Source organism: Demequina pelophila, assembly GCF_000971175.1.
In the GTDB taxonomy this organism is placed as follows: Bacteria; Actinomycetota; Actinomycetes; order Actinomycetales; family Demequinaceae; genus Demequina; species Demequina pelophila.
On the sequence record NZ_BBLY01000005.1, the window covers coordinates 293,046 to 318,874 of the forward strand.

The following is a 25,829-nucleotide window of genomic DNA, read 5'->3' on the forward strand; positions in this document are numbered from 1 at the left end:
CCCCGTCACCAGGTGCGGCTGAGCCGCGGGGAGTTACTTGAGCTCGACGGTCGCGCCGGCGCCCTCGAGCTGAGCCTTGGCCTTCTCGGCGTCCTCCTTCTTGGCACCCTCGAGGACGGGCTTCGGAGCACCGTCGACCAGGGCCTTGGCCTCGCCGAGGCCGAGACCGGTGAGGGCACGCACCTCCTTGATGACCGCGATCTTCTTGTCGCCGAACGAGGCGAGGATGACGTCGAACTCGTCCTTCTCCTCGACCTCGGCGGCGGCCTCGCCGCCGGCGGGGGCGGCAACGGCCACGGCGGCCGGGGCGGCGGCGGTGACCTCGAAGGTCTCCTCGAACGCCTTGACGAACTCCGAGAGCTCGATGAGCGAGAGCTCCTTGAACTGCTCGATGAGCTCCTCGGTGGTGAGCTTAGCCATGATGACTTCCTTCTCTTTAGCCTGCGTGAAGCAGATGAATGGGGTGGGGTGCGGCCGTTAGGCCGCGTCTTCCTGCTTCGCGCGCAGGGCGTCGACGGCGCGCGCTGCCTGAGCGAGCGGCGCCTGGAACAGGTACGCAGCACCAAAGAGCGACGCCTTCATGGCGCCCGCTGCCTTGGCGAGCAGAACATCGCGGGACTCGAGGTCCGCCAGCTTCTTGACCTCGTCCTCCGAGATCACCTTGCCTTCGAGAACGCCGCCCTTGATGACGAGCTTGTCGTTCTCCTTGGCAAAAGCCTTGAGACCCTTTGCAGCCTCCACCGGGTCGCCGGTGACGAATGCAATGGCCGTGGGGCCGGACAGCATGGGGTCGAGACCCTCCACGCCGGCTTCCTTGGCCGCGAGCGCCGTCAGAGTGTTCTTCGCGACGTGGTACGTCGCGGCGCCGCGGAGATTGCCGCGCAGCTCGGCGAGCTGCGGGACAGTCAGGCCGCGGTACTCGGTGATCAGCACGGCGCTGGACCCACGGAACTTGTCCGTGAGCTCGGCTACCGCGGCCACCTTGTCTGGCGTCGCCATAGTTGTCCTTCCGTTGAAGTGACCACCGCGCCCGTCCCGACACAGAGAAGGCCCCGCGCAGGCGGGGCCGAATGCGCTCCGCGCACGAAAAAGGGCGGCTGCGTGAGCCGCCCAAGTGCGCGCGTGTGCGCTCCAGTTCACCTGCGCTGGACCCCGCTGATGCGGGACTTCGGCCGTGTCCGGCGAACCGGACCCGACGACCGGCGGTCTTGGGCTCTACGACTATACGCGATGTCCCGCGGATTGCCAACCCGTGGCCTCGCTCGCCGTCGTGCCCGGGGACGATGCGCGGGGGACGGGGCCGTGGGAGGCCCGCCCGCGCATCGTCCCCGGGAACGGCGAAGGCCCCGACCCCCTTGCGGGGGCCGGGGCCTCGATGCAGTGGTACCTGCGGGGCAGGCCTGCTCTACTGCCGGGCGGTGCGGAGGCTTACGCCTCGACCTTGGCGGCGGCGTCGACCGGGATGCCGGGGCCCTGGGTCGCCGAGATGGCGGCCTTGATGATGTACTTGCCCTTCGCGGCGGAGGGCTTCACACGCAGGACCTCGTCGAGGACGGCGCGGAAGTTCTCGAGGAGCTTCTCGTCGCCGAAGGACGCCTTGCCCAGCACGGTGTGCAGGTTGGCGTGCTTGTCGACGCGGAACTCGATCTTTCCGCCCTTGATCTCGGACACGGCCTTGGTGACGTCCATGGTCACGGTGCCGGTCTTGGGGTTCGGCATGAGGCCGCGGGGGCCGAGCACGCGGCCCAGGCGACCCACCTTGCCCATGAGGTCGGGGGTGGCGACGACGGCGTCGAAGTCCGCGCGGCCCTCCTGAACCTCGGCGATGAGCTCGTCGCCACCGACGATGTCGGCGCCCGCCTCGCGGGCCGCCTCTGCCTTGTCACCGTTGGCGAAGACCAGGACCCTGGCGGTCTTGCCGGTGCCGTGCGGCAGGATGACGGTGGAACGGACCATCTGGTCCGCGTGACGCGGGTCGACGCCGAGCTTGAAGACGACGTCGATGGTCGAGTCGGCCTTCTTGGAGGACGTCTTCTGAGCGAGGCGCACGGCCTCGATCGGGGTGTAGAGCTGGCTGCGGTCGACGAGCTGGGCTGCGTCGCGGTAAGCCTTGGAGCGCTTGGTCATCTGCTTCTTCCTTTGCAGTCGTGGTGCGGGCCAGCGCGGCCCAGCCACTGGGTGGGGCGGTCTTAGTCGACCGTGATGCCCATGGAGCGGGCGGTGCCGGCGATGATCTTCTTCGCGGCGTCGATGTCGTTCGCGTTGAGGTCCGCCATCTTGGCCTCGGCGATCTCCTGCACCTGAGCGTCGGTGATCGAGCCGACCTTCGCGGTGTGGGGGGTGCCGGAGCCCTTGGGGACGCCCGCGGCCTTCTTGATCATCTCGGCGGCCGGAGGGGTCTTGAGCACGAACGTGAACGAGCGGTCCTCGTACACCGTGATCTCGACGGGCACGACGTTGCCACGCTGCGACTCGGTCGCCGCGTTGTACGCCTTGCAGAACTCCATGATGTTGACGCCGTGCTGACCCAGCGCCGGACCGACCGGCGGAGCAGGGTTGGCGGCGCCGGCCTGGATCTGAAGCTTGATCAGACCGGAGACCTTCTTCTTCTTCGGGGGTGCCATGTTGTGGGTCCTTATCTATCTTGCCTGTGCGGCATGGCTGCCGCGGTGTGCGGCCCGGAGGCCGCGGGTGCGGCACCGGGGCCGCGGGACGCGACCCTGGGGGCCGCGCAGTTCGCCGTCCGTCGCCTAGAGCTTGGTGACCTGGGTGAAGGACAGCTCGACCGGGGTCTCCCGGCCGAAGATCGACACGAGCACGTGGAGCTTGCGGCTCTCAACGCTGATCTCGGAGATGGTGCCGGGCAGCGTCGCGAACGGGCCGTCGATGACGGTGATCGACTCGCCCACCTCGAAGTCCACGGAGACCTCGGGCTCCGGGGCCGCGGCGTGCTCGGCCTCGGCGGCCGCGGCGGCGACCTCCGCGGGGGCGAGCATCGAGTACACCTCGTCGATGGTCAGCGGCACCGGGTTGGTGGCGTTGCCCACGAAGCCGGTGACGCCCGGCGTGTTGCGCACGGCGCCCCAGGACTCGTCGGTCAGGTACATGCGCACCAGGACGTATCCGGGCATGCGCACGCGGGTGACCAGCTTGCGCTGACCGTTCTTGACCTCCGCGACCTCCTCGGTCGGAACCTCGACCTGGAAGATGTAGTCCTCCATGTGGAGGCTCTCGGTGCGGTGCTCGATGGCCTGCTTGACGCGCTTCTCGTGGCCCGAGTAGCTGTGGACCACGTACCAGTCGCCCTCCTGCATGCGCAGGTCGGCCTTGAAGGCCGCGACGGGGTCGACGGCGGGGGCGTCGGCGGGGGCGTCGGCGACGGCGGGCGCGTCGTCCAGGTCGCCCTCGGGGGCCACGTCCTCGGCCGCCGCGTCGGCGTCCTCCTCGACCGGCGCATCGGCCCCGGTCTCGAGGTCCGCGGCGGCGTCGAGCTCGGGCGCCTCGTCCACGGGCGCGGTCTCGTCGAAGTTCTGCTCGCTCACTCGGTTCTCACTCCCCTAGGGGCGGCCTCAGCCGCCGAACACCTTGGTTGCGGCCCAGCCGAACGCGATGTCCAGCACGAACACGAGGGTCATCATCACCGCGACGAAGCCGAGCACGATCCACACGTAGCGGATGAGCTCCTCGCGGGTGGGCGTGACGACGCGGCGCAGCTCGGAGATGACCTGGCGCACGAACAGTGCGATGCGCGCGAAGAAGTTCAGGCCCTCGCGCGACTCGTGCCGCGGGTCCTTCTCCCCGGAATCCGTGACGGCAGATTCGCTCACCGAAAAGTCCTAACCTCGTGGATGTCTCCCGTGCGGGAGATACCCGCCGAACGCAGGGCAGGAGGGACTCGAACCCACAACCGCCGGTTTTGGAGACCGGTGCGCTACCAATTGCGCCACTGCCCTTCGGAGGCGGAAGCCCCCGAGGCTCTCTCCGCTCGCGATTCCCGCTCAGGCGCGGGCCATCATCACGAACGTCGATCGCCGAAGTGACATAGTACGCGATCCCGGGGGACGATGCGAATCCCGGGTCGGGAGGACGCCTCGCGGCCCTCCGGCTGTCGGCCCCGCCCCCCTCCGGCTGTCGCACCGCCCCGCCCGGCTGTCCGTCCCGCCCCGCCCGGCTGTCCGTCCCGCCCCGCCCGGCGGATCGATCTCGATTCGGTCCGACATACGTGCTGAACCCAACCCGCATGTCGGAAGGACTGCGAAGCCGTCCGACGGACAGGCGGGGCGGTGCGGACTGGCGGGGCTGTGCGGACAGGAAGGCTGTGCGGACAGGCAGGGCAGTGCGGACAGGCAGGGCAGTGCGGACAGGCGGGGCTGTGCGCACAGGCAGGGCTGCGGCGGCACCGCCAGGGGGTCTACCGACGGGCGATCGGCGCTCGAGGATTCGCTCGGAGGATAGCCGCGATCTCCGCCGCGATCTCGCCCGGTCGAGCGGACTGGATCTCCGCCGCCGTGAAGCGGGCGGTCAGATAGCTGCCCCGCAGACTCGTGCGGTCGCGTCGACGGTCCCGGCTAAACGCGTCATCGCCGTCGTGATAGGCGCGCCCGTCGGTCTCGACGACGAGCCTGCCTTCCACCAGAAGATCGACGCGCCCCACACCGTCCAGGTACACCTGAGGCACCGCCCTGATGCCGGCCTCGACAAGGTCCAGCCGAGCAAGGGTCTCCTGCGCGGATTCGGCACGCGGATCCGCGTGGGCAAGCAGCCATGCGCGTCGATCGCGCCGGGTCGCCGACCACTGCACGAGGTCGCCACCCTTCAGCCGGCCGGCCCTCAGTGCGGCGTCGACCATGACCAGGTGCGCGCGGGCGTCGACGCAGAGGCCCGCGTGGTCGAGTGCGATCGGCACGGGCATTGGTGCGAGCGACCGCCCGCACTGGCTCGAGTAGTGGGTCCTCACTCCCCCGTCAGTCTGGGGAGCGCGGCTCCGCGATCCGACCGCCAGGTGGAGTTGACGCGGGCGGGAGAGCACGGGCAGGCCGGCTTCGGCGATTCGGGAGACGCAGGTGAGGCGGGCCCGCAGCCGCGCGGCCTCCGCACGCGGTGCGGAGAGAGACGGCAGCGCGAGCACGCCCCGCGCGGGCACGACGAGCAGCCCAGTGCGGAGCGCGGCCTCGACCGCGTGCCGCGTCGCTCCGCGGGAGAGCACCTCCACTCGGCGCGCTACGCCGCCGCGCGACGCCACCAGCTTCACCGGGTCCACGGAGCCAGCGTGTGGCTCACAGAACCCTCCGTGCGCTTCCCCACCCGTCGACGGTGGACGGCGATGGCGCGCCGCGGACTGTTGACATCGGCGGCTCGACCCATCCGCGCGTGCTCGATGGTCGGCGCACGCGCAAGGCGTCGGATCAACGTTTCACCGATCCGACATACGTGCCGACGTCAGCCCCGCAGACGGACGGATGCGGCAGTAGTCCGACTGTGGGGCGGGCGGCGGGCGGGCGGAGCGGAGAACGGAAGGCGGACGGGGGGGAAGGCGGATGGATGCGGCAGTAGTCCGACTGTGGGGCGGGCGGCGGGCGGGCGGAGCGGAGAACGGAAGGCGGACGGGGGGGAAGGCGGACGGATGCGGCAGTAGTCCGACTGTGGGGCGGGCGGCGGGCGGGCGGAGCGGAGAACGGAAGGCGGACGGGGGGGAAGGCGGACGGATGCGGCAGTAGTCCGACTGCGGGGCGGCAGGCGGACGGGGGGAAGGCGGACGGATGCGGCAGTAGTCCGGCTGTGGAGCGGAATAAGGAAAGCGCAGGCGGGCGGAAGACGGGCAACGAGCGCGCGGCATGCGCCCGGTGCGGAGGAAGCCCGCGCGCACCGGTGGAACAATGGCCGCATGAAGCCTGCACGCCGCGTTTCCGCACGTCTGGGGGCCATCGCCCCGTCCGCCACCCTCGCCGTCGACTCCAAGGCGAAGGCGCTCAAGGCCGCCGGCCGTCCCGTCATCGGGTTCGGCGCGGGCGAGCCCGACTTCCCCACACCGGAGTTCATCGTCGAGGCCGCCGCCGCCGCGGTCCACGACCCCCGCAACCACCGCTACACGCCCGCGACCGGCCTGCCGGACCTCAAGAAGGCGATCGCGGCCAAGACCCTGCGCGACAGCGGCTACGAGATCGACCCCGCCCAGGTGGTGGTCACCAACGGCGGCAAGCAGGCCGTCTTCCAGGCCTTCGCGTCCATCGTCGACCCGGGCGACGAGGTCCTGCTGCCCGCCCCGTACTGGACCACCTACCCCGAGGCGATCTCCCTCGCGGGCGGCACCACCGTCGAGGTGTTCGCCGGCGCGGACCAGGGCTACCTCGTCACCGTCGAGCAGCTCGAGGCCGCCCGCACGGACAAGACCAAGGCCCTCCTGTTCTGCAGCCCCTCGAACCCCACCGGCGCCGTCTACTCCCCCGAGCAGACCAAGGCGATCGGCGAGTGGGCCCTCGAGCACGGCATCTGGGTCATCACGGACGAGATCTACGAGCACCTGGTCTACGACGACGCGGCCTTCTCCCCCATCGTCAAGGCCGTGCCCGAGCTCGCCGACCAGTGCATCGTGGTCAACGGCGTCGCCAAGACCTACGCCATGACCGGCTGGCGCGTGGGCTGGATGGTCTCCCCCATGGACGTGACCAAGGCGGCCTCCAACTTCCAGAGCCACCTCACCTCCAACGTGGCGAACGTGTCCCAGCGCGCCGCGATCGCCGCGCTCGAGGGCGGCCTCGAGGAGGTCCACGCGATGCGCGCGGCCTTCGACCGCCGCCGCCGCACCATGGTGGAGATGCTGCGCGCGATCGACGGCGTCGTCTGCCCCACCCCCAAGGGCGCGTTCTACGCGTACCCGAGCGTCGAGGGCCTCATGGGCCTCACCATCCGCGGCACCGAGATCACCAGCTCCGCGGACCTCGCGGGCGTCATCCTCGACGAGGTCGAGGTGGCCGTGGTGCCCGGCGAGGCGTTCGGCCCGTCCGGCTTCCTGCGCCTGTCCTACGCGCTGGGCGACGAGGACCTGGTCGAGGGCGTCACCCGCATCCAGAACCTGCTCGCCGAATAGCCGCAGCCCATACGAGAAGCGAGGCCGTGCATCGTCCCCAGGGACGATGCACGGCCTCCTTCGTCCGGCCGACGCCCCCGGGGCGGTCGGCTGGCTAGTCTCGAACCATGAGCGATGCCGCCATCACGATCGCAGGACTGCACAAGCACTACGGCGACCTCCACGCCGTCGACGGTCTCGACCTCGAGATCGGCACGGGCGAGGTCTTCGCCCTCCTGGGCCCCAACGGCGCGGGCAAGTCCACCACGGTGGAGATCCTCGAGGGCTTCCGCCGGCGCACGTCCGGCGAGGTGAGCGTGCTGGGCACGGACCCCCAGCACGCCCCCAAGGAGTGGCGCACCCGCGTGGGCGTCATGCTCCAGTCGACCAGCGAGCACGGGGCGCTCACCGCGCGCGAGGCCCTCAAGTACACCGCCGGCCTGTACCCGAACGCGCGCGACGTGGACGAGACGCTCGCCGCCGTGGGCCTCACGGAGAAGGCGAACGCGAAGCCCGCGACCCTGTCGGGCGGCCAGCGCCGGAGGCTCGACGTGGGGCTCGCGGTGATCGGCCGGCCCGAGCTGGTGTTCCTCGACGAGCCGACCACGGGCTTCGACCCCGAGGCGCGCCGCCAGTTCTGGGACCTCATCGAGTCGCTGCGCGGGGACGGCTCGACCATCGTGCTCACCACCCACTACCTGGACGAGGCGGACCACCTGGCCGACCGCATCGGTATCATCGCGGCCGGCCGCCTGGTCGCCCTCGACACCCCCGCCGGCCTGCGCCGGAGGGCGGCCGATGCGCGGGTCGCCTGGGTCGAGGACGGCACCCCGCGCGAGGTGGAGACCGACGCACCCACCGCGCTCCTGCGCGACCTGCTCGCGCGCCACGACGGGGAGGTCGAGGCCCTCGAGGTGGTCCATCCCTCGCTCGAGGACGTGTACCTGAGGCTGATCGGCGACGCGACGCGCGCCGGCGAGTCCGCCGCGCCCGCCGATCCCACCCAGCCCTCGAAGGAGGCGACGGCATGACCACCACCGCACCCCGTGCATCGTCCACCGCCCCCACGTGGGCGTCGATGACCCGCGCGCGGATCGTCGTGGAGCTCAAGGAGTTCCTGCGCAGCCGCGAGCAGATGGTCTTCATCTTCTTCTTCCCGGTCATGCTGCTCACCCTGTTCGGCGCGGTGTTCGGCGATGCCAACATCGCCCCGGACGTGACGTTCGCGCAGTACTTCCTGCCCGGCATGGTCGCGTCCGGCATCCTCAACACCGGCTTCCAGTCGCTCGCGATGTCGCTCGCCGTGGACCGTGACGAGGACGTGCTCAAGCGCATCCACGGCACCCCGCTGCCGCAGACCGCGTTCTTCACCGCGAAGATCGTCCAGGTGCTCATCGTCTCGGTGATCCAGATCGCGCTGCTCATCGCGATCGGCGTCGCGCTCTACGATGCGGCGATGCCGTCCGACGCCGAGCACTGGTGGACGTTCACGTGGGTGTTCCTGCTGGGCACGGCCGCGTCGACCACGCTGGGCATCGCGACGTCCTCGCTGCTGCGCAACGCCAAGGCGGGCTCCGCGATCATCACGCCGGTGGTGCTGGTGCTGCAGTTCACGTCCGGCGTGTTCCTGGTCTACACCGAGGTGCCCACGTTCCTGCAGCGCTTCGCGGAGATCTTCCCGCTCAAGTGGCTCGCGCAGGGCATGCGCTCGGTGTTCCTGCCCGAGGACTTCGCGATGGCGGAGGCGCGCGGCAGCTGGGAGCACCCCGCCACCGCGATCGTGCTCGCGCTGTGGGTGGTCGTGGGCCTGTTCCTCGCGGTGCGCACGTTCCGCTGGACCCGGCACGACGACAACTGATGCACCTGAGCCGTCAGCGCCTGGGCGACGTCGCGATCGCGGCGGCGCTGCTGGTGCTCGCGCTCATGAGCGCCTTCAACGCGGGCGCGCTGGGCCTGCCCGTGGGGCGCGCGCACGACGCGTTCGGCTACGCGCTGCTCGTGGCCCAGGTGGTGCCGCTGGTGTGGCGGCAGTCGGCGCCGCGCACCGTGCTGTGGTCCGTGTTCGCGCCGTGGGTCGCGTACGTGGGCCTGGGCTACTCGGACAACCCGGCGAGCTTCGCGCTCTACGTCGCGCTCTACGGCATCGCGGCGTACCTGCCGCGGCGGTCCGCGGTCACGCACGGCGTGGTGGTCGCGGGGCTCACGCTCGCGTGGACCGCGGTGGGCGTGCTCATCACGGACTACGTGCCGTGGACCTCGCTCATCGCGGCCGCGCTGGCGGTGGTGGTGCCCATGATGATCGGCTTCGTGGACCACCGCCGGCGCGAGCGGATCACGGAGCTCGAGCTCGCGGAGGAGCGCCGGGAGCAGGCGGAGCGGGTCATCGCGGCCGATGCGGTGCGGGCCGAGCGCGCGCGCATCGCCCGCGAGCTCCACGACGTGGTGGCGCACGAGATCACGGTGATGACCCTCCAGGCCGAGGGCGCGCGGCGCCTCGCCAGGGACGCAGACCCGCGCGTGACCGAGGCGCTGGCCACGATCGCCGCCTCGGGGCGCACGGGGCTGTCCGAGATGCAGCGGATGATCGGCCTGCTGCGCGCGTCCGAGGAGGACGCCGAGCGCGCCGAGGAGCGCGACCGGGAGGCCGCCAGGGCTGCGGGTGCCGCAGGTACCGGCGGTCCTGACGGTCCCGGACGGGGCGGTTCGCGGGGTGTCGGCGGTCCTGACGGTCCCGAACCTGACGGACGAGCCCCCATGCCGTCGCTCGCGGGCCTGCCCGCCCTGGCCCAGCAGGTCGAGGACGCCGGGCTCCCGGTCGAGCTGTCGCTGTCCGGGACCGCGGAGGTCCCGGCGGGCGTCGAGCTCAGCGCCTATCGCATCGTCCAGGAGGCGCTCACCAACGCGATGAAGCACGCCGGGCCGGGCGCCCGCGCGCGCGTGCGGATCGAGCGGCGGCCCGACGCGGTCGAGGTCGCCGTCGAGGACGACGGCCGCGGCGCCATCTCCGAGGCCGCGCGCCAGTCCGGCGGCCACGGGCTGCGCGGCATGGCCGAGCGGGTGCAGGCGCTGGGCGGCACGCTCGACTACGGTCCTCGTCGTGGGGGCGGCTTCCGCGTCGCCGCGGTCCTGCCCACGGGCAGGGACGATGCGGTGGTGCGGGGCGCCCGACGGGTGAGAGGAGCGCGATGATCCGGGTGGTGCTGGTCGACGATCAGGCGATGGTGCGCATGGGCCTGCGCATGATCCTCGAGGCCGAGGACGACATCCGGATCGTGGGCGAGGCCACCACCGGGGACGATGCGCTCGCCCTGGTGACGGAGCACGCGCCCGACGTGGTGCTCATGGACGTGCGCATGCCCGGCATGGACGGGATCGAGGCGACCCGCGCGGTGCTCGCCGCCCACCCCGACGCGCGCATCGTCATCCTCACCACGTTCGACGAGGACGAGTACGTCTACGAGGCGCTGCGCGCCGGCGCGTCGGGGTTCTTGCTCAAGTCCGTCGAGGGCGACGCGCTCGTCGACGCCGTGCGGGTGGTCGCGGGCGGCGAGGCGCTGCTGGCGCCCGAGGTGACGCGGCGCGTCATCGAGCGCTTCGCGGCGCAGGATCCGGCGCGCGGCGCCACGTCCGAGGACGAGGCCGCGAGCGCCGCGGCGATCGGGGACCTGTCCGACCGCGAGGTGGAGGTGCTGCGGCTCATGGCGCGCGGCCTGTCCAACCAGGAGATCGCGAAGGAGCTGTTCGTCTCCGGGACCACGGTGAAGACGCACGTGAGCCACATCCTCACCAAGCTGGGGGTGCGGGACCGGGTGCAGGCCGTGGTCGAGGCGTACGACTCGGGCATCGTGGTGCCGCGGCCGTAGTCCCCTCAGGGATCCTCCCCGGGGACGATGCGCGGAAACCGTCCCCGCGGCCGATGTCGCCGGGCGGCGCGACGGACCAGACTGACGCCGTGCGCATCCGCGCGTGGACATCCGATCAGGAAGGCCCGACCATGACCTCGACTCCCATCGAGCTCGCCGCGACCATGCGCGGCGGCACCAAGGACTACGGCAGCGGCGACACCGCCGTGCGCGCCCTCGACGGCCTGGACGTCGACATCGCCCGCCACGAGTTCACCGCGATCATGGGCCCGTCCGGGTCCGGCAAGTCCACGCTGCTGCACACGCTCGCGGGCCTCGACCGGCTCACCGCGGGCCAGTCGAGCATCGCCGACACCATCATCACCGGGCTGTCCGAGGCCGCGATCACCCAGGTGCGCCGCGACAACATCGGCTTCGTGTTCCAGTCGTTCAACCTCATCCCCTCGCTGTCCGCGAAGGAGAACATCACCCTCCCGCTCGACATCGCGGGCGTGGACGTCGACCCGGCGTGGTTCGACGAGATCATCGGCATCCTGGGCCTGGGCGACCGCCTCACCCACCTGCCGGCCGAGCTGTCCGGCGGCCAGCAGCAGCGCGTCGCCGTCGCGCGCGCGCTCGTCGCCCGCCCCGAGATCATCTTCGCGGACGAGCCGTCCGGCAACCTCGACTCGAAGTCCGGCGCGGAGCTGCTGGGCTTCATGCGCCGCGCCGTCAAGGAGTTCGGCCAGACCATCGTCATGGTCACGCACGACCCGACCGCCGCGTCGTACTCCGACCGCATCCTGTTCCTCGAGGACGGCCGGATCGTGGACGAGATGCGCGAGCCCACCGCGGACCGCGTGCTCGACCGCATGAAGCAGATGGGGCACTGATGTTCCGCCTCGCAGTCAAGTCCGTCCGGCACAACCCCAAGCGGCTGATCCTGACCGCGGTCGCGGTCGCGCTCGGCGTCATGCTGGTCGCCGCGACGCTCACGCTCACCAACGCCCTCTCCAGCGGCTTCTCGAAGCTGTTCGAGGAGATCTACGCGGGCACCGACATCATCGTCGAAACGGACCCCGACGCGGTCGACGCGGACGAGGAGGAGGGGTCGCCCTTCGCGGCCGCGGACGCGGTCCTCATCCCGGACGACCTCGAGGCCATCCGCGCGGTCGACGGCGTCGAGCGCGCCGAGGGCGGCGTCCAGGTCATGGGCTCGGTCCTCGCCAAGGACTTCGAGCCCACGGGCGACCTCACCGGCGCAGGCGGCCCGCCCAGCCAGCTGTTCAACTGGGCGGGCGACCCGCGCATCGACCAGTCCACCCTGGTCGAGGGCTCCGGCCCCGCGGCGGACGACGAGATGGTCCTCGACCTCGACTCCGCGCCCTCCCTGGGCTACGAGATCGGCGACACGGTGTCCGTCGCGACGGAGACCGGCGTGTCCGAGTTCGAGCTCGTCGGGCTCGTGCGCTTCGGAGAGTCGAACTCGCTCCAGGGCGCGACGCTCGGCTACATGACGGAGGCCGCGGCGCTCGAGCTCACCGGCGACGACGGCTACCAGAACGCCGCCGTCATCGTCGAGGAGGGCGCGAACCAGGACTCCGTCGCGGCCGCGATCGGAGAGGTCATCCCCGACGGCACGCGCGCCATCACCGGCGAGGCGAAAGCCGCCGAGCAGACCGAGGCGCTCGACGAGGTGTTCCAGTACATCGACATCTTCGCGATCGCGTTCGCGCTCATCGCGCTGTTCGTCGGCTCGTACATCATCGTCAACACCTTCCGGATCATCGTCACCCAGCGCACCCGCGAGTTCGGCCTCATGCGCGCGATCGGCGTCACCGGCAAGCAGCTGCGCCGCATGATCCTGCTCGAGGCGGTCGTCATCGCCCTCGTGGCGTCGACCGTGGGCCTGGTGGTCGGCTACCTGGGCGCCGTGGGCCTGTCGATGATCGTCGAGAGCTTCACCGGCGACCTGTTCGGCACGGTCACCCTGCCGCTCGACGCGGTGCTCGCCAGCTACGTGCTCGGCATGATCGTGACCGTCGCATCGGCCCTCATCCCCGCCATCCACGCCTCGACCATCTCCCCCATGGAGGCGCTCCGCGAGGCCGGCACCGAGTCCAAGAAGCCGCTCCACCTGCGCAACATCGTGGGCGGCGCGATGGCGCTGCTGGGCGTGCTCGCGATCGCCGTGGGCCTCTACATGGACCTGGACCGCCCGTACATCTACGTGGGCGTGGGTGCCGTCCTGCTGGTGCTGGGCGTGACGCTCCTCGCCGCGCAGGTGCTGGTCCCGCTCGCGTACGCGCTCAAGGCGTTCCTCACCCGCCTGTTCGGCATCGACGGCAAGCTCGCGGCCAACAACATCCACCGCGAGCCGCGCCGCAGCGCCAACACGGCCGCCGCGCTCATGATCGGCGTGATGCTGCTCGCGCTGGTCGCGACGTTCACGGAGTCGCTCAAGACCGTGGTCTCCGACCAGTTCGCGGGCAACAACGCGGACTTCTTCGTGCTCGACCCGTCCGGCCCCATCCCCGAGGGCGCGCTCGAGATCATCGAGGGCGAGGACGGCGTCGCGTTCGTGACCAGCACCGGCCTGGCCCAGGCCACGGTCGACGGCGTCAACCGGTCCGTGGCGACCGTCGACCCGGAGACCGCGGAGCAGGCGTTCGACTACAACAACGAGCCCGGCTTCGACCAGATGGACGGCGGCGTCTTCATCGACCCCACCCTCAAGGAGGCCGGGGTCGCGGTGGGCGACGAGCTCACCATCGAGGGCCCCGAGGGCACCGCCACCCTGACGGTCACCGGCGAGTACCTCAACGCCGGCGACGCCCAGGTGTGGATTCCCGAGGACATCGCCGCGGAGATCCTGGGCGAGGTGGCCATCTTCCAGTCCATGGTGGTGCTCGAGGACGACGCGGACGTGGAGGCCCTGCGCGAGCAGATCGTCGACGCGCTCGCGGAGGACTACCCGCTGGTCATCCTGCAGTCGCCGGACGCGTTCCAGCAGCTCGCGAACCAGTTCATCGACCTGCTGCTCGGCGTCATCTCCGCCCTGCTCGCGGCGGCGCTGATCGTCGCGCTGCTGGGCGTGGCGAACACGCTGCTGCTGTCGGTGACGGAGCGCACCCGGGAGATCGGCCTGCTCCGCGCGGTGGGCGTCAAGCGCGGCTCCGTGTGGCGGATGATCACCATCGAGTCCATGGTGATGTCCGTGTTCGGCACCATCCTGGGCATGCTGCTGGGCGTGGGCCTGGGCGCCGCCCTGGTGCTCGCGCTGCAGGAGTTCGGCTTCGACACCGTCACCGTGCCGTGGATGTGGATGGCGATCTACACGATCGCCGCCGCCGTCGCGGGCATCCTCGCGGCCATCTGGCCCGCGTGGCGCGCGTCCCGCCTCGACATCCTCAAGGCGATCGCCACGGACGGCTGAGCCGCCGCGCTCACGACGCCGTCTCCCTCACGACAGCCGTCGGGCCCTCGGGTCCGGCGGCTGTCGTCGTCCCGAGGGCACCCCGCGCGGTCCCGGGCCCCGACTCCGCTGCTCCCCGCCCCCGCCCTGCTGCTCCCCGCCCGCGCCCCGTCCCCCTTCCTCCCCGCGTCCGGGACACTGAGGACCGCCGATCGCGCCCCGCTGTGCGCTGCGGGACAGTGCGGACCGGCGGCCGCAGGAGTCAGCGGTCCGGAGCGTCCCGCAGCGCGCAGAGACGCGCTCCTGGCGGTCCAGGCTGTCCCGGACCGGCGCGGCGCGGCGCGGCCGGACCGGCACGGCGCGGCGCGGCCGGACCGGCGCGGCGTGGACGGCCGCTCGGCGTGGACGGCCGCTCGGCGTGGCCGGCCAGCCGTCGACAGCCGTCGCCTCAGATCTCGACGCCCACCGTCACCGGCTCGGGGACGAGCGTGATGCCGAACGCGTCGCGCACCCCGTCGCGCACCGCCCGGGCGAGGGCGGCGACGTCCTCCGCCGTGGCCCCGCCCCGGTTCGTCAGCGCCAGGGTGTGCTTGGTGCTGAGGGAGGCCGGCGCCTCGGCCCCGGGCTCGGCGCCCGCGAGCGCAAACCCCTTGCCGAAACCGGCGTGCTCGATGAGCCAGGCCGCGGAGGTCTTGACGAGTCCGTCCCCGGCGGCCGGGTAGCGCGGGGCGCCCTCCGGCACGTCCTGCTCGGGAACGATCGGGTTGGTGAAGAAGGAGCCGGCGCTCCACGTGTCGTGGTCGGCGGGGTCGAGCACCATGCCCTTCGAGGCGCGCAGGGCGAGCACCGCCTCGCGCACCCGGGCGATGGGGACGCGCGCGCCCAGCTCGACGTCCAGTGCGGTCGCGAGCTGCGCGTAGCGCACGGGCGCGGACAGGCTCGCCATCCGGGTGTGGAAGGTGACGTCGAGCACCACGTAGCGCGGGGTGGGTCCCCACGGCCCCTCCGTCATCGACCGCTTGAGCATCGAGTCGCGGTAGCCGAAGCCGAGCGCCACGAGCGGGAAGGTCCGATGCGCGCCCTCCTCGCGATCCCACGTGCGCACGGACGCGACCAGGTCGGCGACCTCCGCGCCGTACGCGCCCACGTTCTGCACGGGGGTCGCGCCCACCGAGCCGGGGATGCCGGACAGCGCCTCGAAGCCGCTCCATTCGGACTCGACGGCCTGGGCGACCAGCGCGTCCCACCAAGTGCCGGCGGTCGCGGTGATGGACACTCCCCCGCATGCGCCGTCGTTGACGAGCGACACGTCCTGGCGCGCGTCGCGCACGACCACCCCGTCGAAGCCGGCGTCGCCCACGAGCAGGTTGGACCCGCCGCCCACGACGAGCAGCGGCACGCCGTCCGAGTCGGCCGCGCGGACCGCGTCGACCAGCTGGTCCTCGCTCTGCGCCTCCACGTAGGTGCCGACGGGACCGCCCACCCGGAAGGTGGTGAGGGAGGCGAGATTCATGCGCTCAGGCTACCGGCGCATCGTCCTCGCTCACCGGGACGGGGGCGGCCGCGGGCGGCCGCGCGGCGGGCGCCAGCGCGAACATGCCCGCCGCGACCACCACCAGCACGAGGAGCGCGCGGCGCAGCTCGACGACCTCCCCGAGCAGCCCGACCACCTGGGGCATGGTGAGTCCGGCGACGGTGCCGAAGGCGGCGACGGCCCCGACCCGGGCGGTGGCGTTGTCGCGCGCATCGGCGGCGCCGGAGATCGCGAGCGGGTAGCCGAGCGAGGCGCCCAGCCCCCACAGGACCAGAGCGACGGGCACGCCCCAGTACCCGGGCGTGAAGGCGAAGACCAGCACGCCGGCGGCGGCCGACGCGGCGCAGCAGCGCAGCACGATCACCCTGCCGACGCGGTCGACCAGGCGGCCTCCCACGAGCCGGACGGCGCTCTGCGCGATCACGAACACCACGAAGAGCGTGGCCGCGACCGCCTCGGTGCGGCCGAAGTCGTCCACCACGGACAGGGGCACCCAGTTGTTCGCGGACATCTCGATGGTGAAGGCGCAGAAGACGATGAGGCCGAGCGCCAGCGTGCGCCGCTCGCGCGCCGCCAGCCGCAGGGTGATGAAGAGGCCGCCGCCGGCCTCGGCGCTGCCTGCGGCCGCCGGCGCGCCGTCGAGGATCGCGGTCCGGGAGAGCGCCAGGTACACGACGCCCACGACGGCGACGTTCGCGGTGAAGTGCCAGACGACGGCGACGCCCGCGCTCGAGTACAGCGCGCCGAGTCCCACCCCGGCGAGCACCGCGAGCGAGAAGGCGGCGTGGAACTGCGCGAGGATCGACCGGCCCACGAGCCGCTCGACCGTCGCGGCCTCCGCGTTCGACAGGGCGTTGATGGTCTCGAAGGCGCCCAGCGTCACGAAGTTCGCGGCGGCGAACAGCGGCGGCAGGCCCAGGTGGGTCGCCAGGCCCATGGTGGCGAAGCCGGCCATCACGGCGACCGTTGCGAGGCGGAACAGGCGGAGGGCTCCCAGGCGCGCGACGAGTCCACCCAGGAGCGAGAAGCCCAGGAGCGCGCCCAGGGAGCCCGCGATGAAGAGCAGCGCGAGCTGCGCGGGCGAGACGCCGAGCCCGTCGCGCACGCTGGGGATGCGCGACACGTGCGTGCCCAGCATGGTGCCCATCCCCACGAAGAACACGATGAGGGCGAGGCGCGCCCGCCGCACCCGGCGCGGCGACGGCGCGAGCGCGCCGACTGCCTCCCCTGACTCCATGCCGCCCCCCTGGACGCGGAAACACCCCCCGGCGCAGCTTCAGGCTACGCCGAGGGGTGTCCCCGGGGAAGGTCTCGCGTCAGGCGATCACGTTGAGGATGGGGCCGAGCGCGAAGTAGACCGCGAACGCGGCGGCGGCGCCCCACATGAGCGGGTGGACCTTCTTCGCGGCGCCCGTGACCACCTGGAGGAGGACGAACGAGATGAAGCCGGCGCCGATGCCCACCGAGATCGAGTAGCCGAACGGCATGAGGATGAACGTGAGGAAAGCCGGGATCGCGATCCGGTAGTCCTTCCAGTCGATGCCCGCGACCTGCGACACCATGAGGAAGCCCACCACCACAAGGACGGGGGTGGCGGCCTCGAACGGCACGAGCTCGTACAGCGGGGTGAGGAAGGTCGACAGCAGGAACGCGAGGCCGGTCACCACGGAGGCGAGGCCGGTGCGCGCGCCGTCGCCCACACCCGCGGCGGACTCGATGTAGGAGGTGTTCGAGGACACCGAGCCCAGGCCACCGCCCACGGCGCCGAGCGAGTCGACGATGAGGATCTCCTGCGAGCGCGGCGGGTTGCCCTCGGCGTCGTTGAGCCCGGCCTCCGCGCCCACCGCGGTCATGGTGCCCATGGTGTCGAAGAAGTCGGCCATGAGCAGCGAGAACACGAGCAGCAGGGCGGTGAGGACGGGCAGCGAGGTGAAGCCGCCGAAGAGGTCCACCTGGCCGATGAGGGACAGGTCCGGGAGCGAGAACGCGTGCGTGGGCACCGCGGGCACCACCAGCGCCCAGCCGTCGGGGTTGTCGACGGACGAGCCGAGCTTCAGCACCGACTCGATGACGACCGCGAGCACGGTCGCCGCGAGGATCGAGATGAGCAGCGCGCCGCGCACCTTCTTCACCATGAGGATGATCGCGGTGAACAGGCCCACGACGAACACGACCATGGGCCACGTGGAGATGTAGCCGCCCACGCCGAACTCGGTGGGGGTGCCGGCGCCGGTGCGCACGATGCCCGCGTCGTAGAGGCCGATGAAGGCGAGGAACAGGCCGATGCCGACGGCGATCGCCTGCTTGAGGAAGGCGGGGACGGCCGCGAAGACGGCCTTGCGGAAGCCGGTGAGGACCAGCACGGTGATGACGATGCCCTCGATCACCACGAAGCCCATGGCCTCGGGCCAGGACATGCCCTCACGCGAGGCGATGCCGTACGCGACGAACGCGTTGAGGCCCAGGCCCGCGGCGAGCGCGAGCGGGAAGCGCGCCCACACGCCCATGAGGATCGACAGGATGCCGGCCACGAGCGCGGTGGCCGCGGCGACCATCGCCAGGTTGGGGGCGTCGCCGCCGCCCAGGAACGTGCCGGTGCCGTCCGCGACCGTGCCGATGATGAGCGGGTTGAGCACCACGATGTACGCCATCGTGAAGAAGGTGGTCAGTCCGCCGCGGATCTCCTGGCCGATGCTCGAGCCGCGCTTGGTGATCTCGAAGTAGCGGTCGAGGCTCCCCGCGAGGCCTGTGCGGTCGGTGGTCGTCGTACTCATGTGTCCTCCTGACAGGGGAGGACGCACACGTCCGCGAACGCTCTCCCAGGGTGTAGTGCGGTCCCCGGAATAGCGACGCTAACGCCTGTGCACGCGGCACACGACGGGATCTCGCGGGGTCACTTTACCCCCGTCCGCCGGGCGCGCCGACACCGTCGCACACAACCGGCCGCGTCCGCCGCACGACCTGCGCACCGGGCGCACCGCGGCCTGCGGCCCCGCCCGCTACGCCCACTACGCCCGCTACGCGCAGGAGACCAGCGCCTGCGCCTTGGTCAGCACCTTCTGCCCGTCGAGCTCGGCCGCGATGTCGATGCGCGCGGTCCGCGCCTCCGCGTCGATCGCCCCCACGGTCGCGGTGAACGTCACGACGGCCGCACCCGGGTTGGGCACCGGGATGGGACGCGAGAAGCGCGTCTGCAGGTCCTGGACGTTGCCCGGGCCGGCCCACTCCTCGACCACCGACGCGGCGAGGCCCATGGTGAGCATGCCGTGCGCGATCACGCCCGGCAGCCCCGCGGAGGCGGCGACCACGTCGTTGTAGTGGATGGGGTTGAAGTCGCCGCTCGCGCCCGCGTAGCGGACCAGGGTGTCGCGGGTGACCTCGACCTCGCGCTCGGCGACCACCTGGCCCACCTCGAGCCCGTCGAGACCGGGCCTGTTCTCCGCGGTCATGCGTCCCCCTCCCGCACCGCGAGGGTGCTGATCACGGTCGAGACCGGCGCGCCGTCCGCGTCGGCGAGCTCCGTGCGCGTGGTGACGAAGGAGATCCCCGCACGCTGCTTGATCGCGTCGATGTGCACGGTCGTGGAGATGAGGTCGCCGGCCACGATGGGCCGATGGTGCGTGAAGCGCTCGTCCGCGTGGACCACGCGGGAGAAGTCGACGCCCACCTCCGGGTCGACCACCACGTGGAACTCGGCCTGCTGGGCGATGATCACGGCGAAGGTGGTCGGCGCGACCACGTCCGCGTAGCCCTCGGCCCGCGCGGCCTCCTCGCTGAGGTGGGCGAAGGACCGGGCGTCCACCGCATCGGCGAACTCGCGGATCTTCACCCGCGTGACCTCGTACGGCTCATGGGGGCCGTACGCCCGCCCCACGGCTTCGGTGTTCACTGGCACGCTCCCACCCTAGCCGGGCGACGCGGGCGGGCAAGGCCCGCACGACCGGGGACGATGCACGGGCCGGCCGGGTCCCGGCCTCCCCGGCCGCCGCATCGTCCCCGGGAACGACGAAGGCCCGCCGCCCCCTGACGGGGCGGCGGGCCTTCGAGCGAAGCTGCTGCTTAGCGCGTCTCGCGGTGCGCGGTGTGCTTGCCGCACTTCCGGCAGAACTTGGAGAGCTCCACACGGTCGGGGTTGTTGCGACGGTTCTTGCGCGTGATGTAGTTGCGGTCCTTGCACTCGGTGCACGCGAGCGTGATCTTGGGACGGACGTCGTTCTTGGCCATGGTTCTCTCCCAGCCTTGTAGGGACGCGCCTCGCGAAGGCGCATGATCAGGCGTCTGCCTGAATCCGTAGCGAGGGCGGGGCTCGAACCCGCGACCTCACGATTATGAGTCGTGCGCTCTAACCAGCTGAGCTACCCCGCCGCGAGCCGCCGAATGGCGGCAATCCATCGTACGTGACGACGGACATGGAGCCCCGACAGGGAATCGAACCCTGGACCTTTTCCTTACCATGGAAACGCTCTGCCGACTGAGCTATCGGGGCCAGCCCGTAGAGAGTACACGCGTTCCGGCCGAAAAGTGAAATCGAGCCCCGGGGCCCCGCCGGAGCGCCTCCCCGCGAGGCGCGAAACCCCTGCTCCACCGCCCCGCGAGGCCCCGATCCCGGCCTAGAGTGGCGCGCGTGACCGAGTCGCTCAGCGCCCCGCAGGCCCGCCGGATCCACCTCGCGGCGCAGTCGCTCGCGCGCCGACGGCCCGGGCGCGCGGTGCGCGAGGCGGACATGCGCGCCTACCTGGCCCGCCAGGGCGTGCTGCAGCTCGACAGCGTCAACGTCCTCGCCCGCGCGCACTACCTGCCGCTGTTCTCGAGGATGGGGCCGTACGACCGCGCCGCCTTCGACCGCCACCTGTGGGAGTCCGGCGAGAACTTCGAGCACTGGGGCCACGAGGCCTCGGTGATGCCGCGCGACCTGCTGCCGGCGCTCCACCCCCGCATGGTCCGGCCGTCGACGTGGCAGGCCCGGACGCTCGACCGCCTCGAGCGCGAGCGGCCGGGGCTGCTCGCGCAGGTGCGCGCGGCGGTCGCCGCGAGCGGTCCGGTGACGGCCGCGGACGTGGAGCACCTGTCGCCGCGCGACCGCTCCGCCGGCTCCTGGTGGGATGCGTCGCACGTCAAGGTGGCGCTGGAGTACCTGTTCATCACGGGCGAGGTGGCGGCATCCCGCGTGCGCGACTTCCGCCGGACGTACGACGAGCCGCGCCGCGCGTGGGGCGTCGCGGGCGCGTCGGAGGCCGACTGGGGGCTCGAGACGCACGCCGCGGAGCAGGCGCTGTTCGATCGCGCCCTCGCCGCCACGGGCGTCGGCACGCCCGCGGACATCGCGGACCACTTCCGGCTCGGAGTCGCGCCCCGCGCCGACGGCCACGCGCGGGGCGCCTCGGTGGGCGCCGCCGGGTGGGCGGCCTCCGCGGTTGAGCGCGGGCTGGCCACCTGGGCGCGTGTCGAGGGCTGGACCGAGCCCGCCCTGCTCGCGACCGGTGCCGCCGATCCCGGCCGGGTCACCGCATCGGCCCTCCTGAGCCCCTTCGACCCGGTGTGCTGGTACCGGCCGCGGCTGCTGCGGCTGTTCGGCGTCGACTACCGGATCGAGATCTACACGCCCGCGCCCAAGCGCGTGTACGGCTACTACTCGCTGCTGTTCCTGCTGGGCGACCGCTTCGAGGCGCGCGTCGACCTCAAGGCGCTGCGCCGCGAGGGCGCGCTGAGCGCGGAGGCCACCTGGCGCGAGCCCGGCCGCCCCGCGGGGGTCCGGACCAGGGACGATGCGACGGTCGCCCGGGCGCTGGCGGCCGAGCTCGCGCTCATGGCGGGCTGGCTGGGGCTTTCCGAGGTGCGCGTGGCGCCGCGCGGGGACCTCGCAGCGGCGCTGGAGCGCGCGGTGGCGGAGGACGCGGAAGCCTGAGGCGCGCCGCTCCCCGCCAGGGACCGGGACGGGACGGAGGTCTCGCGCGCCCGGGAAACCGCGTACCACTCGGGCGGGCACAAACGTTGCGGTGGGCCAAAGGTCCGAGGTGCGGCGCCGTGCCGCAACTTAATGTGAACGTTGCCACAACGCTGTTAGCGTCCCCATCCACAGATTCACCGGAGCATCTCATGCACGTCGCCACGCCGTCCGCGCCCGTGGACCCCAACGCGCCCAAGCCTCGCCTGTCCCGTCGCGTCATCGCGATCAGCCTGGGCGCCGCGCTCGGCGGCTTCCTCTTCGGATTCGACTCGTCGGTGGTCAACGGCGCCGTCGAGGCGATGCAGCACGACTTCGCGCTGGACGACGCGTTCACGGGCATCGCCACGGCGATCGCGCTGCTGGCCTGCGCGTTCGGCGCGTGGTTCGCGGGCCAGATCGCGGAGAAGTTCGGCCGCATCCGCGTCATGGTGATCTCCTCCATCGCGTTCCTCATCTCCGCGATCGGCTCGGGCCTGTGCATGGGCGTGTGGGACCTCATGGGGTGGCGCATCGTGGGCGGCCTCGCGATCGGCGCCGCGTCCGTCATCGCCCCCGCGTACATCGCGGAGGTCGCGCCGTCCGCCTTCCGCGGCCGCCTCGGCTCGCTCCAGCAGCTCGCGATCGTCGCCGGCATGCTCGCGTCCGTGGTCTCCGACCAGGCGTTCGCCGGCAGCGCCGGCGGCGCGAGCGAGGTGCTGTGGCTGGGCATCGAGGCCTGGCGGTGGATGTTCATCGCCGCGGCGCTGCCCGCGCTCATCTACGGCGGCACGTCGCTCATGCTCCCCGAGTCGCCGCGCTACCTGGTGAGCCGAGGCCAGACCCGCAAGGCCGCCCAGATCCTGGCCGACTTCACCGGCGAGGCCGACCCCGCGGGCAAGGTCCAGCAGATCCGCGCCACCATGGGCGAGGGCGAGAAGCGCTCGCTGCGCGACCTCACGCACCCCCGCTACGGCCTCAAGCCCATCGTGTGGATCGGCATCGGACTGTCCGTGTTCCAGCAGTTCTCCGGCGCGAATGCGATCTTCTACTACTCGGTGATGCTCTTCAAGACGGTGGGCTTCACGGAGAGCCAGTCGTTCTGGATCACCACCATCACGAACGTCACGCTGGTGGCGACCACCTTCATCGCGATCGGCCTCATCGACAAGGTGGGCCGCAAGGCGCTGCTGGTCGCCGGCTCGATCGGCATGGGCCTCTCGCTCGCCGCCGTCGCCATGTCCTTCGCGCACGCCACGCGCGACGCCGCGGGCGACCTGTCGCTCACCGGCATCTGGGCCTGGACCGCGCTGATCTTCGCCAACGTGTTCGTGCTCTTCTACGGCGCGACGTGGGGCCCGGTCACCTGGGTGCTCCTCGGCGAGATGTTCCCCAACCGCATCCGCGCCACCGCACTCGCGGTGGGCGCCGCGGCCCAGTGGGTCGCCAACTTCGCGGTCACGGCCACGTTCCCCGCACTCAAGGGCTGGTCGCTCGTGGGCACGTACTCCATCTACACGGTGATCGTGTTCGTGGGCCTGGTGTTCTGCCTCAAGTACGTGCCCGAGACCAAGGGCCGCGAGCTCGAGGACATGGACGACGACCCCCCCGCGGGCGGCGCGGACTCGGCCGACGAGGATGCACCCGCGCCCGCCCTCGCGACGGCCTGAGCAAAACCCCAGCAAACGCGGTTCCCGCCGGGCCCCTGGTCCCACCCCGGCGGGAACCGCGTTTCTTCTTCCCCGCAACAAGCGTTGCGCTGGGCCAAAGGTCCGCCGCGGGCGCCTGTGCGCGGTCCTAGTGTGATCGTCACCACACCGCCGTTCGCACCCCCGTGGGGACCATCGGAGCACCGCATGCATCTCGCAGCACCCGCCGCGCGCCACCGCGCGGCCGCCCCGACCCCCGGGCGCCGCACGCCGGGCTGACCGCAGCCCGGCCAGCCGCGCCCGCCGTCGTGCGGCTCATCGCCGGGAGCACCTCGCCCGACCGGGCACACCAGGCATGACGGCGTTACCGTGAAGCGTAGGGAGCGGGGCCGTGCCCCGCCACGGAAGGGAACATCCACCTCATGAGTACTCACTCCGGCGGGACGACAGCCGCCCCGAGCCTCCACTGGCGGGTCGTCGCCATCAGCATCGGCGCCGCGCTCGGCGGCTTCCTCTTCGGATTCGACTCCTCCGTCATCAACGGCGCCGTCGACTCGATCCAGGGCGAGTTCGAGCTGAGCGAGACGTTCACCGGCTTCGCCGTGGCCTCGGCCCTGCTCGGCTGCGCCGTGGGCGCGTGGTTCGCCGGCCAGATCGCCAACCGCTACGGACGCATCCGCGTGATGTGGATCTCCGCGATCGCGTTCTTCGTCTCCGCGATCGGCACCGGCTTCGCGTTCGGCGTCTGGGACCTCATCGGCTGGCGCATCGTCGGCGGGCTCGCGATCGGCGCCGCCTCCGTGATCGCCCCCGCCTACATCGCGGAGGTCGCGCCCGCGACCTTCCGCGGCCGCCTGGGCTCGCTCCAGCAGATGGCCATCGTGCTCGGTATCTTCGCGGCGCTCCTGAGCGACGAGATGCTCGCCGGCATCAACGGCGGCGCGGACGCGGAGATCTGGTTCGGGCTCGAGGCGTGGCGCTGGATGTTCCTCGTCGCCGCGATCCCCGCCCTCATCTACGGCGTCGCCGCGATCAGGCTGCCGGAGTCCCCGCGCTACCTGGTGTCGAAAGGCGACGAGGCCGCCGCCGCGAAGATTCTCGTCGAGTACACCGGCGAGACCCAGGCCGACCACAAGATCGCGCAGATCCGCTTCTCGCTCGGCACCGACAAGCCCCGCGCCCTCGCGGACCTCAAGGGCAACGCCTGGGGCCTGCACCCGATCGTCTGGACCGGCATCCTGCTGTCCGTCTTCCAGCAGTTCGTGGGCATCAACGTGATCTTCTACTACTCCACCACCCTGTGGAAGTCGGTGGGCTTCGACGAGTCCGACGCGTTCACCACGTCGACCATCAGCTCGATCACCAACATCGTCGTGACCATCATCGCGATCATGCTCGTCGACCGCATCGGCCGTCGCCTGCTGCTCATGATCGGATCCGCCGGCATGACGGTGTCGCTCGCCATCATGGCCGTCGCCTTCGCGAACGCGACCGTGGACGCCGCCGGCGACACCCAGCTGGTGGGCGCCTGGGCGACCACCGCGCTGATCGCCGCGAACGCCTTCATCGTCTTCTTCGGCGCGTCCTGGGGCCCGGTCGTGTGGGTCCTCCTGGGCGAGATGTTCCCCAACCGCATCCGCGCCACGGCGCTCGCGGTCGCGGCCGCCGCGCAGTGGCTCGCGAACTTCCTCATCACCGTGTCGTTCCCGGCGCTCGCGGACCTGTCGCTCGTGGTGGCCTACGGCTTCTACGCGACCATGGCCGCCCTGTCGTTCTTCTTCGTCCTCACCCGCGTGCCCGAGACCCGCGGCGTCGAGCTCGAGGACATGCGCGACGACGCGGACGCCCACACGGTCGAGAACGCGGCCGAGGGGGTCTGACCCCCTCTCCCCCGCGGACACTCCGCACGGAATCCCAGCCGACACGCCGCATCGTCCCTCCCCGGGGCGGTGCGGCGTCGGCGTGTCGGGGCCAGATCCGTGCGGAGTGTCCAGGTGGGCGCGTGTCCAGGCGGGGGCGTGTCCAGGTCGGGCCCCGCGCCCCGCGGCCATCCGGGACACTGCGGACCGCGAATTGGCGGCTGCTGCGCTCTTCGGGACAGTGTGGACCGCGCACCCGCGGGCGCAGCGGTCCTCACGGTCCCGAAGCGCGCGAGATTGCCCCGACAGCGGTCCAGACTGTCCCGGCCCCGAGGGGCGCGGCGGGCGGCACCACGCGGCGGCCGCGCCCCCGAACGCGAAAGCGCCCCCTCCATCCGGAGGGGGCGCTTCTCGTGGTGGCAGGTGAGGGATTCGAACCCCCGAAGCTTGCGCGGCTGATTTACAGTCAGCTCCCTTTGGCCGCTCGGGCAACCTGCCGGTGCACCGCAATGCGGCGCGCATGGAAGGATAGCAAGGAATT

General features: G+C 71.7%; 23 protein-coding genes and 4 tRNA genes. 10 read left to right on the plus strand and 17 right to left on the minus strand.

Annotation, left to right across the window (positions count from 1 at the left end; all coding sequences use genetic code 11):
* Nucleotides 1-33 precede the first annotated feature (33 nt).
* The 8 genes from rplL to AOM03_RS09430 form a co-directional block, all read right to left on the minus strand.
* On the minus strand, nucleotides 34-420 hold the full coding sequence (rplL, locus tag AOM03_RS09395) for a 50S ribosomal protein L7/L12 (RefSeq protein ID WP_062380655.1): 387 nt from the start codon (nucleotides 418-420) through the stop codon (nucleotides 34-36).
* A 57-nt stretch (nucleotides 421-477) separates the two neighbouring features.
* The gene (gene rplJ, locus AOM03_RS09400; protein WP_062380657.1) at nucleotides 478-999 is read right to left on the minus strand and encodes a 50S ribosomal protein L10; all 522 of its coding nucleotides are present in this window, start codon (nucleotides 997-999) and stop codon (nucleotides 478-480) included.
* Nucleotides 1,000-1,428: 429 nt separating this feature from the next.
* Nucleotides 1,429-2,127, minus strand: coding sequence for a 50S ribosomal protein L1 (rplA, locus tag AOM03_RS09405; protein ID WP_062380659.1), 699 nt, complete (start codon nucleotides 2,125-2,127; stop codon nucleotides 1,429-1,431).
* 62 nt (nucleotides 2,128-2,189) lie between these two features.
* Nucleotides 2,190-2,624, minus strand: coding sequence for a 50S ribosomal protein L11 (gene rplK / locus AOM03_RS09410; RefSeq protein ID WP_062380661.1), 435 nt, complete (start codon nucleotides 2,622-2,624; stop codon nucleotides 2,190-2,192).
* 126 nt (nucleotides 2,625-2,750) lie between these two features.
* Nucleotides 2,751-3,542 (minus strand): transcription termination/antitermination protein NusG, encoded by a 792-nt coding sequence (gene nusG, locus AOM03_RS09415; protein WP_062380663.1) that lies wholly within the window; start codon nucleotides 3,540-3,542, stop codon nucleotides 2,751-2,753.
* A gap of 27 nt (nucleotides 3,543-3,569) precedes the next feature.
* Nucleotides 3,570-3,827 (minus strand): preprotein translocase subunit SecE, encoded by a 258-nt coding sequence (gene secE / locus AOM03_RS09420; RefSeq protein WP_062380665.1) that lies wholly within the window; start codon nucleotides 3,825-3,827, stop codon nucleotides 3,570-3,572.
* Between the two features lie 53 nt (nucleotides 3,828-3,880).
* Nucleotides 3,881-3,953: transfer RNA gene (locus AOM03_RS09425), tRNA-Trp, on the minus strand.
* Nucleotides 3,954-4,411: 458 nt separating this feature from the next.
* The gene (locus AOM03_RS09430) at nucleotides 4,412-5,260 is read right to left on the minus strand and encodes a putative endonuclease domain-containing protein (protein WP_062380667.1); all 849 of its coding nucleotides are present in this window, start codon (nucleotides 5,258-5,260) and stop codon (nucleotides 4,412-4,414) included.
* A gap of 624 nt (nucleotides 5,261-5,884) precedes the next feature.
* Here AOM03_RS09430 and AOM03_RS09435 point away from each other — a divergent pair.
* The 7 genes from AOM03_RS09435 to AOM03_RS09465 all read left to right on the plus strand — a co-directional run bounded on the left by AOM03_RS09435 (nucleotide 5,885) and on the right by AOM03_RS09465 (nucleotide 14,344).
* On the plus strand, nucleotides 5,885-7,087 hold the full coding sequence (locus AOM03_RS09435; protein WP_062380669.1) for a pyridoxal phosphate-dependent aminotransferase: 1,203 nt from the start codon (nucleotides 5,885-5,887) through the stop codon (nucleotides 7,085-7,087).
* 107 nt (nucleotides 7,088-7,194) lie between these two features.
* Nucleotides 7,195-8,097, plus strand: coding sequence for an ABC transporter ATP-binding protein (locus AOM03_RS09440; RefSeq protein WP_062380671.1), 903 nt, complete (start codon nucleotides 7,195-7,197; stop codon nucleotides 8,095-8,097).
* Complete coding sequence (locus tag AOM03_RS09445) at nucleotides 8,094-8,924, plus strand: ABC transporter permease (protein ID WP_082092294.1); 831 nt, start codon at nucleotides 8,094-8,096, stop codon at nucleotides 8,922-8,924. The genes AOM03_RS09440 and AOM03_RS09445 overlap by 4 nt, the downstream gene beginning before the upstream one ends.
* A complete protein-coding gene (locus AOM03_RS09450; protein WP_062380673.1) occupies nucleotides 8,924-10,255 on the plus strand; it encodes a sensor histidine kinase in 1,332 nt (443 codons plus the stop codon). The genes AOM03_RS09445 and AOM03_RS09450 overlap by 1 nt, the downstream gene beginning before the upstream one ends.
* Nucleotides 10,252-10,929 (plus strand): response regulator, encoded by a 678-nt coding sequence (locus AOM03_RS09455; protein WP_062380675.1) that lies wholly within the window; start codon nucleotides 10,252-10,254, stop codon nucleotides 10,927-10,929. The genes AOM03_RS09450 and AOM03_RS09455 overlap by 4 nt, the downstream gene beginning before the upstream one ends.
* 131 nt (nucleotides 10,930-11,060) lie before the next feature.
* A complete protein-coding gene (locus AOM03_RS09460; RefSeq protein ID WP_062380809.1) occupies nucleotides 11,061-11,801 on the plus strand; it encodes an ABC transporter ATP-binding protein in 741 nt (246 codons plus the stop codon).
* A complete protein-coding gene (locus tag AOM03_RS09465; protein ID WP_062380677.1) occupies nucleotides 11,801-14,344 on the plus strand; it encodes an ABC transporter permease in 2,544 nt (847 codons plus the stop codon). The genes AOM03_RS09460 and AOM03_RS09465 overlap by 1 nt, the downstream gene beginning before the upstream one ends.
* Before the next feature lie 427 nt (nucleotides 14,345-14,771).
* Here the strand turns inward: AOM03_RS09465 and AOM03_RS09470 are convergent, their stop codons facing one another.
* The 8 genes from AOM03_RS09470 to AOM03_RS09505 all read right to left on the minus strand — a co-directional run bounded on the left by AOM03_RS09470 (nucleotide 14,772) and on the right by AOM03_RS09505 (nucleotide 20,343).
* Complete coding sequence (locus AOM03_RS09470) at nucleotides 14,772-15,836, minus strand: UDP-N-acetylmuramate dehydrogenase (RefSeq protein WP_062380680.1); 1,065 nt, start codon at nucleotides 15,834-15,836, stop codon at nucleotides 14,772-14,774.
* Between the two features lie 4 nt (nucleotides 15,837-15,840).
* Entirely contained in the window at nucleotides 15,841-17,094 is a 1,254-nt protein-coding gene (locus tag AOM03_RS09475) for an MFS transporter (RefSeq protein ID WP_062380681.1), read from the minus strand.
* A gap of 79 nt (nucleotides 17,095-17,173) precedes the next feature.
* Entirely contained in the window at nucleotides 17,174-18,631 is a 1,458-nt protein-coding gene (locus AOM03_RS09480) for an NCS2 family permease (protein ID WP_062380683.1), read from the minus strand.
* Between the two features lie 243 nt (nucleotides 18,632-18,874).
* Nucleotides 18,875-19,306: a MaoC/PaaZ C-terminal domain-containing protein gene (locus AOM03_RS09485; protein WP_062380685.1), complete on the minus strand. Its 432-nt coding sequence runs from the start codon at nucleotides 19,304-19,306 to the stop codon at nucleotides 18,875-18,877.
* Nucleotides 19,303-19,752, minus strand: coding sequence for an FAS1-like dehydratase domain-containing protein (locus AOM03_RS09490; protein WP_062380686.1), 450 nt, complete (start codon nucleotides 19,750-19,752; stop codon nucleotides 19,303-19,305). Before AOM03_RS09490 ends, AOM03_RS09485 begins: the two co-directional genes overlap by 4 nt.
* A gap of 164 nt (nucleotides 19,753-19,916) precedes the next feature.
* Entirely contained in the window at nucleotides 19,917-20,081 is a 165-nt protein-coding gene (gene rpmG, locus AOM03_RS09495; RefSeq protein ID WP_042213233.1) for a 50S ribosomal protein L33, read from the minus strand.
* 67 nt (nucleotides 20,082-20,148) lie between these two features.
* A tRNA-Met gene (locus AOM03_RS09500) sits at nucleotides 20,149-20,222 on the minus strand.
* Nucleotides 20,223-20,267: 45 nt separating this feature from the next.
* A tRNA-Thr gene (locus tag AOM03_RS09505) sits at nucleotides 20,268-20,343 on the minus strand.
* Between the two features lie 138 nt (nucleotides 20,344-20,481).
* Between AOM03_RS09505 and AOM03_RS09510 the strand changes: the two genes are divergently transcribed.
* The 3 genes from AOM03_RS09510 to AOM03_RS09520 all read left to right on the plus strand — a co-directional run bounded on the left by AOM03_RS09510 (nucleotide 20,482) and on the right by AOM03_RS09520 (nucleotide 25,309).
* A complete protein-coding gene (locus tag AOM03_RS09510; RefSeq protein WP_062380688.1) occupies nucleotides 20,482-21,762 on the plus strand; it encodes a winged helix-turn-helix domain-containing protein in 1,281 nt (426 codons plus the stop codon).
* 191 nt (nucleotides 21,763-21,953) lie between these two features.
* Nucleotides 21,954-23,450: a sugar porter family MFS transporter gene (locus tag AOM03_RS09515; RefSeq protein ID WP_082092296.1), complete on the plus strand. Its 1,497-nt coding sequence runs from the start codon at nucleotides 21,954-21,956 to the stop codon at nucleotides 23,448-23,450.
* A gap of 401 nt (nucleotides 23,451-23,851) precedes the next feature.
* The gene (locus tag AOM03_RS09520; RefSeq protein ID WP_062380692.1) at nucleotides 23,852-25,309 is read left to right on the plus strand and encodes a sugar porter family MFS transporter; all 1,458 of its coding nucleotides are present in this window, start codon (nucleotides 23,852-23,854) and stop codon (nucleotides 25,307-25,309) included.
* Nucleotides 25,310-25,702: 393 nt separating this feature from the next.
* On the opposite strand, the gene AOM03_RS09525 is transcribed toward AOM03_RS09520, so the two are convergent.
* Nucleotides 25,703-25,786, minus strand: a tRNA-Tyr gene (locus tag AOM03_RS09525).
* Nucleotides 25,787-25,829 lie beyond the last annotated feature (43 nt).

Excerpts from the sequence above, each read along its gene's own strand:
- rplA (WP_062380659.1), bottom strand. The coding sequence starts at position 2,127 with ATGACCAAGCGCTCCAAGGCTTACCGCGACGCAGCCCAGCTCGTCGAC.
- AOM03_RS09475 (WP_062380681.1), bottom strand. The coding sequence starts at position 17,094 with ATGGAGTCAGGGGAGGCAGTCGGCGCGCTCGCGCCGTCGCCGCGCCGG.
- AOM03_RS09485 (WP_062380685.1), bottom strand. The coding sequence starts at position 19,306 with ATGACCGCGGAGAACAGGCCCGGTCTCGACGGGCTCGAGGTGGGCCAG.
- rplL (WP_062380655.1), bottom strand. The coding sequence starts at position 420 with ATGGCTAAGCTCACCACCGAGGAGCTCATCGAGCAGTTCAAGGAGCTC.
- AOM03_RS09435 (WP_062380669.1), top strand. The coding sequence starts at position 5,885 with ATGAAGCCTGCACGCCGCGTTTCCGCACGTCTGGGGGCCATCGCCCCG.
- AOM03_RS09445 (WP_082092294.1), top strand. The coding sequence starts at position 8,094 with ATGACCACCACCGCACCCCGTGCATCGTCCACCGCCCCCACGTGGGCG.
- AOM03_RS09465 (WP_062380677.1), top strand. The coding sequence starts at position 11,801 with ATGTTCCGCCTCGCAGTCAAGTCCGTCCGGCACAACCCCAAGCGGCTG.
- rplK (WP_062380661.1), bottom strand. The coding sequence starts at position 2,624 with ATGGCACCCCCGAAGAAGAAGAAGGTCTCCGGTCTGATCAAGCTTCAG.
- AOM03_RS09515 (WP_082092296.1), top strand. The coding sequence starts at position 21,954 with ATGCACGTCGCCACGCCGTCCGCGCCCGTGGACCCCAACGCGCCCAAG.
- AOM03_RS09470 (WP_062380680.1), bottom strand. The coding sequence starts at position 15,836 with ATGAATCTCGCCTCCCTCACCACCTTCCGGGTGGGCGGTCCCGTCGGC.
- AOM03_RS09450 (WP_062380673.1), top strand. The coding sequence starts at position 8,924 with ATGCACCTGAGCCGTCAGCGCCTGGGCGACGTCGCGATCGCGGCGGCG.
- AOM03_RS09440 (WP_062380671.1), top strand. The coding sequence starts at position 7,195 with ATGAGCGATGCCGCCATCACGATCGCAGGACTGCACAAGCACTACGGC.
- rplJ (WP_062380657.1), bottom strand. The coding sequence starts at position 999 with ATGGCGACGCCAGACAAGGTGGCCGCGGTAGCCGAGCTCACGGACAAG.
- AOM03_RS09460 (WP_062380809.1), top strand. The coding sequence starts at position 11,061 with ATGACCTCGACTCCCATCGAGCTCGCCGCGACCATGCGCGGCGGCACC.
- rpmG (WP_042213233.1), bottom strand. The coding sequence starts at position 20,081 with ATGGCCAAGAACGACGTCCGTCCCAAGATCACGCTCGCGTGCACCGAG.
- AOM03_RS09455 (WP_062380675.1), top strand. The coding sequence starts at position 10,252 with ATGATCCGGGTGGTGCTGGTCGACGATCAGGCGATGGTGCGCATGGGC.
- AOM03_RS09520 (WP_062380692.1), top strand. The coding sequence starts at position 23,852 with ATGAGTACTCACTCCGGCGGGACGACAGCCGCCCCGAGCCTCCACTGG.
- AOM03_RS09480 (WP_062380683.1), bottom strand. The coding sequence starts at position 18,631 with ATGAGTACGACGACCACCGACCGCACAGGCCTCGCGGGGAGCCTCGAC.